The sequence below is a fragment of the Rhizobium sp. PEPV16 genome (assembly GCF_008919455.1).
Classification (GTDB): Bacteria; Pseudomonadota; Alphaproteobacteria; order Rhizobiales; family Rhizobiaceae; genus Rhizobium; species Rhizobium leguminosarum_Q.
Genome location: NZ_VSZV01000166.1, coordinates 1 through 6072, shown reverse-complemented (window position 1 = coordinate 6072; position 6072 = coordinate 1). Strand labels below are relative to the sequence as shown.

Annotated in this window: 8 protein-coding genes and 1 pseudogene; 5 read left to right on the top strand and 4 right to left on the bottom strand. The window is 61.0% G+C overall.

Annotated features, from left to right (window positions below; translation table 11 throughout):
- Together FY112_RS37385 and FY112_RS03700 are read left to right on the top strand one after the other, a co-directional pair.
- On the top strand, positions 1 to 707 hold a 707-nt coding region (locus FY112_RS37385), incomplete at its 5' end, for a TCP-1/cpn60 chaperonin family protein (RefSeq protein ID WP_281408437.1).
- 50 nt (positions 708 to 757) lie between these two features.
- Positions 758 to 994, top strand: a complete 237-nt coding sequence (locus tag FY112_RS03700; protein WP_065283548.1) for a hypothetical protein — start codon at positions 758 to 760, stop codon at positions 992 to 994.
- A gap of 56 nt (positions 995 to 1050) precedes the next feature.
- Here FY112_RS03700 and FY112_RS03695 read toward each other — a convergent pair whose 3' ends face one another.
- Genes FY112_RS03695 through FY112_RS03685 form a run of 3 tightly spaced genes read right to left on the bottom strand, consistent with a single transcriptional unit; the run spans position 1051 to position 3457 of the window.
- Complete coding sequence (locus FY112_RS03695) at positions 1051 to 1329, bottom strand: DUF6522 family protein (RefSeq protein ID WP_017956758.1); 279 nt, start codon at positions 1327 to 1329, stop codon at positions 1051 to 1053.
- A 35-nt stretch (positions 1330 to 1364) separates the two neighbouring features.
- Entirely contained in the window at positions 1365 to 2495 is a 1131-nt protein-coding gene (locus FY112_RS03690; protein ID WP_131627553.1) for an HPP family protein, read from the bottom strand.
- Positions 2496 to 2551: 56 nt separating this feature from the next.
- On the bottom strand, positions 2552 to 3457 hold the full coding sequence (locus tag FY112_RS03685; RefSeq protein WP_151517718.1) for a LysR substrate-binding domain-containing protein: 906 nt from the start codon (positions 3455 to 3457) through the stop codon (positions 2552 to 2554).
- 267 nt (positions 3458 to 3724) lie between these two features.
- On the opposite strand from FY112_RS03685, the gene FY112_RS03680 reads away from it, so the two are divergent.
- Positions 3725 to 4036, top strand: a complete 312-nt coding sequence (locus FY112_RS03680) for a hypothetical protein (RefSeq protein WP_151517723.1) — start codon at positions 3725 to 3727, stop codon at positions 4034 to 4036.
- Positions 4037 to 4351: 315 nt separating this feature from the next.
- Entirely contained in the window at positions 4352 to 4552 is a 201-nt protein-coding gene (locus tag FY112_RS03675) for a hypothetical protein (RefSeq protein ID WP_151517722.1), read from the top strand.
- A 29-nt stretch (positions 4553 to 4581) separates the two neighbouring features.
- On the opposite strand, the gene FY112_RS03670 is transcribed toward FY112_RS03675, so the two are convergent.
- Entirely contained in the window at positions 4582 to 5502 is a 921-nt protein-coding gene (locus FY112_RS03670) for a GNAT family N-acetyltransferase (RefSeq protein ID WP_151517721.1), read from the bottom strand.
- Between the two features lie 317 nt (positions 5503 to 5819).
- On the opposite strand from FY112_RS03670, the pseudogene FY112_RS03665 reads away from it, so the two are divergent.
- Positions 5820 to 6072: pseudogene (locus tag FY112_RS03665) on the top strand (acetylornithine deacetylase); the annotation flags it as partial.

The following is a 6072-nucleotide window of genomic DNA, read 5'->3' as shown; positions in this document are numbered from 1 at the left end:
AGCTCGAATCCGTCACGCTCGACATGCTCGGCCGTGCCAAGAAGGTGTCGATCGAGAAGGAAAACACCACGATCGTCGACGGTTCGGGCGCCAAGTCCGACATCGAAGGCCGTGTTTCCCAGATCAAGGCGCAGATCGAAGAAACCACCTCCGACTACGACCGCGAGAAGCTGCAGGAGCGCCTTGCCAAGCTCGCCGGCGGCGTTGCCGTCATCCGCGTCGGCGGCTCGACGGAAGTCGAAGTGAAGGAAAAGAAGGACCGCGTCGACGACGCGCTTCATGCAACCCGCGCGGCGGTCGAGGAAGGCATTCTGCCTGGCGGCGGCGTGGCGCTGCTGCGCGCCGTCAAGGCGCTCGACAATGTCAAGACCGCCAATGGCGACCAGCGCGTCGGTGTCGATATCGTCCGGCGCGCGGTCGAGGCGCCGGCTCGCCAGATCGCCGAAAACGCGGGAGCGGAAGGCTCGGTCATCGTCGGCAAGCTGCGCGAGAAAAGCGAATTCTCCTACGGCTGGAACGCTCAGACGGGCGAGTATGGCGACCTCTATGCCCAGGGCGTTATCGATCCAGCCAAGGTGGTTCGCACCGCGCTGCAGGATGCGGCTTCCATTGCCGGTCTTCTCGTCACGACGGAGGCCATGATCGCCGAGAAACCCAAGAAGGACGCGCCGCCGCCAATGCCCGCCGGCCCCGGCATGGACTTCTAAGGCTTTTACCGGCCCGCCACACCGGGCGGGCCTTATCGGAGGGAATGGAGATGGTTCAAACGATCAAAACCCGATCGCAGGTACCGCTGGACTCCCGCGATCTTGAAACCTGCCAGCGCGTCTTCGACAAGCTCAGCGCCGATTACGGGATAGAAAGGGACAGCGACGAAGCCGAACGAATGGCGAGCATCGTCATCGAGCTCTACCGACAGGGCGTACGCGACCCCAATCACCTGCAGTCGATGGTCGAGGCGGCCCGCGGCCTCTTCGAAACGAACGAGCGGTAGGGAATGCCGTGCCTGCGCGTAATAAGCACCGCGTGGGAGCACATATCATGATGGTGTCAGCGCGGGTGCCGTCCGGAGGATCTTCCCCGGAGAACGGTCATCTGTTCCTGCTGCACTTCATTTTCATCGTTCAAAACGGCTTGCCAAAGCCTGTTGCCGAGCCGAAGCGACACCCGTTTCGTCCCCTCATGTTCAGCTGTACCGATTTCCACGGAACTGACGACGGAACCATGGCGCATGTGGCGGCGAAGATCGGCGAGCGACAGCCCGAACCGCTCCGCCAGTTCCGATGATTCCAGGATGAAGTCGCCATTTGAATCGCGCTCGATCAGCACCGACTTTTTCTCCAGCTACGTCTCACGCCGACCGCTCACGCCACCGCCGGGATCGCATTCTCTTCCTTCGGCAGCAGTCGCGCTACTGCGCTCAGCAGATCCGTCTGCGATATCACGCCAAGGATCCGATAATCGTCATCGACAATGATGACGGCATGCGTGCGTCCGTCCGTTAGAACGGGCAATAGCGACAGGGCGGGGTCCGAAGGCCTCGCTACCGCCGGTCTCGAGATCGCATGCGCGATGGTCTCGATGCCCCTCGACAATTCCCGCAAGCCGACGGTGCCGATGAGGCGGCCCTCCGGGTCCTTCACCGGCAGCGTACGGATATTATGCTTCAAGAGAAGATGCCGTGCGGCATCCGGCTCCGGAGCTTCGCCAATGGCGATCACGTCACGCGACATGATATCGGCACAGCTGATCTTGCCGTTTGAGCGGATGGCCGCCTGCAGCTGGACCTGCTGCAGCAGCCGGCCAAGGTCTGCTCGATCGATATCGAAGGTTTCGTCGAGCGCTTCGAGGGCAGCATCGAAATCCTCCTCTCGAAAACCCACCCGCACGGCCGAGGGCAAGTCGATCGTCTGATGGGTGTTCTCCGCGGGTTTCGGAACGACGTGCGGATAATTCCGCTTGGAAAGCTTGTGAAACAGCAGGCCAAGGCCGACGAGAATGCAGGAGTTCAAAGCGACGGGCACGAAGGGAAAGAGGAATCCCCAGCCGGCAACGACAGGGCCGCCGAGAACGGCGGTCAGGGCAGCGGCTCCTCCCGGCGGATGAAGGCAGCGCGTGAAGGACATCGCGCCGATGGCAAGCGAAACGCCGACACCGGTCGCGATGATCGGATCACGAATGAAATAGGCGGCAATGATTCCCATCAGGGCGGAAATCGTATTGCCGCCGATGATCGACCAAGGCTGCGCCAGCGGGCTTGCCGGCACCGCGAAAAGAAGCACCGCGGACGCCCCCATCGGCGCGACGATCAGGGGAAGATGCGGCCCCTGGCCGAACAGATAGCCGCTGATGACGCCGGTGAAACCAATGGCCAGCAAAGCGCCGAGACATGCAATCAATCGCTCTCTTAAGGTCGCACCGGCCAGAATAGGTGAAAACAAACGGAAGCGGCGGAAGCGGCTCGGTCCCACCTTCGGGGAAACGGGATACTGCATGACAAGACCAATTTTAAGCGAGGATTATCTGGCGGCGAAGAAGAAAGGCGTGCGGGCTAGTTTGTCGCCAGCCTGACATCTCTGCCTTTTGTCGCGCTGAGGACTTCGTGGAATGCGTTGAACGCGCTGGGGCGATCATTCCTGCGGTAGACGAGCAGCGTCTCGACAGGGCCCAGCTGATGGGTCTGGACAGGCGTCGGCCAGTGCATGAGATCAAGGACGGATCGCGGCATGACACCCGCCGTGTTCCCGGTCGCAACGCTCGCCAGGATCGCGTGATAGGAACCGAGCTCGCTCGTCGGCAGGGCGCTCGATTTGCGCGCCCAGTTTTCGGCGATCCTGCGATAGGTGCAACCGGGCTCCAAAGCGGCGAGCGACCCGACACGCAGGTCTGCGGCGGATTTGATGGAGGGATGCCCGGACGGCAACACGATCAACAGGTCCTCGACGAAGACCGGCTCCATCTCGAGCGCCTTGAGTTCGGCATCGAAGCTCGAGTCTTCCTCGCGCATCGTCTTCGGCGGGCGGGCAATCAGCGCGCAATCCAGTGCATCGGAGAGAACGTCGCGGGTCAGATCGCGGGACGCCCCCATCGTCAGATGAAGCGACACATCAGGCCACATCTGATTGAATTGCGTCAGCGCCGCCGGCAGCCTGCTTGCCGCCGTGCTCTCCATCGTGCCGACCCGCAATGTCCCCGATGGGGCGAGAGGCCGCACGGCCTGGCGCGCTTCGAGCGCAAGCGCCATAAGCCGGTTGGCATAGCCGAGAAACGTCTCACCCTCCCGTGTCAACGTCATCTTCTTGCCGTCACGGCTGAAAAGGGAAACGTCGAGGTCCTCTTCCAACTGCTGGATGCGCGTCGTCACATTCGACGGCACCCGCCCGACGGCCTTGGCAGCCTTCGTCACGCTGCGGTCGCTGGCAACGGCGAGGAATATCTCGATCGATGAAAGGTCCAATGAAAAGATCTCGTTTCCGGAATTAAGACGATGGATAATTCTCTATATAAAAATCATTGCATCAGCTCAAGCCGGTTTCGGCATTGGGCGAAAAAACGCCATCCGCGGACCGGACAGGCAAGCGATTGCCGAAAAAAGGATCGCGACGCCGAGGAAATAGCCATGCAGGCGGCGACATTGCCTCTGTCGGATGAGGATCTTAGGGTTTGGGGCTGGCATGAGGTTTGCATCCGCAAGGCCATCTGCAGATCGATCGGCGACGACCCTATGTTGCATCTTGTCTTGACCCTTCTTCTTCTGAGCGTCGCTTCAGGCTTGAGCATGCGCCGTTTTCTCCTGCCGTATTTCGCAGGCGGCGATCTCGCCGAGAAATCCGCCCCAGTGACGATCGTCGCAAGCGCCGTCTTTCTGGCGGCAATCGCTTTCACCGTCTCCGATCAGGATCTCTGGGCAAAATCCGTCATCCTGCTGCTCGGCCTTTCGCTGGCGGCGATGTTCGACGATGCGAGACCCAGGCTGACGATCGCCCTCTCCGCCGTCAGTCTGGTGGCCTATCTCGGGCTACGTTCGATTAGCTGAGCCATCCAACCACCACGCAAACAGATCCGTGGTGATTGAACACCGCAGCTCATCGCCGGTGTCGAAGCCCAATCGAGGCGTTGCATCCACCGACGAAATCACTCGTCAACGGCGCCACTTCTTACAACCTGAAACATCCCCCGACCGCGGACAAGAAAGACTTCGCGGAATACGGGAAAATGATCTCCATTGAAGAATATTCTCTCGCTGTTATTCTCGACAATAGAACATTTGTCGAGGCACGCCGGGATCGCAACGGCTCCGTGCCGCACGGATGTTCGAGTTGCGCCGATAATGAGGAGGCGAGTGGCGATCATGGACGGCGACCCGGCAGGAAAAATCTGGTCGGAATGGTACGCGTGGCATCCTGTCTTGCCGATCGATGATACAGTGTTCTGGCTCGAGACCGTGTACCGCAAGGAAAGCCCGGAGGGTTTCTGGCAATACCGCTCGTTCCGGCCCGAATTGGAACGTCAGCAGGCTCTGACCCGCCTCCCCATCTGTCCCGGCGTTTAAAACCCGAAACGATCGTCAGCAGGCTTGTATCAACCTAGTGCCTGGCTGACGAGTGCATAGGTCTTCGGCTCGGGCGTCACTGCGCGTCCGGCAACCGGAAGCCAGGGGCCACCGAGCGACATGGTCGTCACGATATCGTAGACAGGAAGACCACAGCGGGAGAGGAAATCGGAAAAGGCTCCGCCCTGCTCGCGTGTGTCGAGGCGCAGGAACGCTCCTGCGTGCTCGGCAGCATGCGGGCGGACGACGGCGATCGCGTCTGCGTCACTGCGCGCCACAACGGGACCGATGACATGGCCACGCCCGAACCGCCGGCAAAGCGAGAATGCCTCGATCCGGCCGGCGCGGCTCAACACGATGCCCTTGGAATTTGCCAGAAGCCGGGCCAGGAGCAGTTTGCGATCCGTGCCGAAAGCCACGGAATCCAATTCAGCGATCGCTTCCAGATCACCAGCCCCCACGGCCCGTATCACGGCACCGGACGGCGGCTCCACATCCGGCGGCAATGTCGCTTCGCCATGGCATTGAAAGACCAGCGCCTCCCGAACAAAATTCAGGGACCGATAAAGACGGCGCGCTGCGCGCGTCGCATTCAACCCAAGGTTCCGCCCGGCGACCTGATTCAGCGCGTGGCCCATCAGCCATTGCCCGGCGCCATTGGTTTGAAGACGCGGCGAGGTGATGACCATACCGATCGTAGCAAATTGCGCGTCATAGGGAAACCACATGGCAGAGCCCAGGATACGGCCGATCTCATCGATCGCCACGATGCCCTGGCCAAACTCCCGCAGGAACTGCCAGTCCTCACCGCGATGCGGCCAGGCGACGGTCATCGAAAGCGCGTGCAACTGGTCGAGGGCAACGCTGTCGATCCCGGCGATATGCGTCTCGAAACTATCGACGAACCTGGATTCGGATATCAGTTCACTCACTCCCGCCCCCTGCTGCATTTTTTGGCCAAGTCTGCGCCCGGAAACTTCTCCGTCCAGACTAGAACAGATCGTTCGATACAATTCACTGGTGAAGCCTGCGCAAACACAACAATCGACCAAATCCCGATGCGCTTTCGGCAAGTAACGCCTGCGCCACCCTCTAGACTCATCGACAGATCCAGCGGCCGGAGTCGCTGTTCACTGTGAGAGCTCGGAAATGTCACCTCCCTCAGCCCTGTTGCAAACACCTCTAACATCTCGCTGGGCCGAATTGTCGTTTCCGTCGGCGGCATGGCCGCCGTCTCGGCAGGCAGGGCCTGCTTGTGAGGTCGCTGATGCCGGCCATTGAAATTCTCGAAAGGCTCGTTGGCTTCCCCTCCGTCGTTGGCACCCCGAACGGCGAGATCGTCGCATGGATCCGGCACTATCTGCAAAGCCACGGCGCCGTCGTCACGGAGCTTCCCGGCCCGGAGGGCGATCGCTCGAACCTCTTCGCCACAATCGGCCCAAAGGGGGAGCCGGGCTATATCCTCTCAGGCCATATGGACGTGGTCCCCGCCGCCGAAAGCGGTTGGACTAGCGACCCTT

What these genes read in the sequence shown, in the direction of transcription:
- FY112_RS03700 (WP_065283548.1), top strand. Translation starts at nt 758, where the DNA reads ATGGTTCAAACGATCAAAACCCGATCGCAGGTACCGCTGGACTCCCGC.
- FY112_RS03690 (WP_131627553.1), bottom strand. Translation starts at nt 2,495, where the DNA reads ATGCAGTATCCCGTTTCCCCGAAGGTGGGACCGAGCCGCTTCCGCCGC.
- FY112_RS03680 (WP_151517723.1), top strand. Translation starts at nt 3,725, where the DNA reads ATGTTGCATCTTGTCTTGACCCTTCTTCTTCTGAGCGTCGCTTCAGGC.
- FY112_RS03675 (WP_151517722.1), top strand. Translation starts at nt 4,352, where the DNA reads ATGGACGGCGACCCGGCAGGAAAAATCTGGTCGGAATGGTACGCGTGG.
- FY112_RS03670 (WP_151517721.1), bottom strand. Translation starts at nt 5,502, where the DNA reads ATGCAGCAGGGGGCGGGAGTGAGTGAACTGATATCCGAATCCAGGTTC.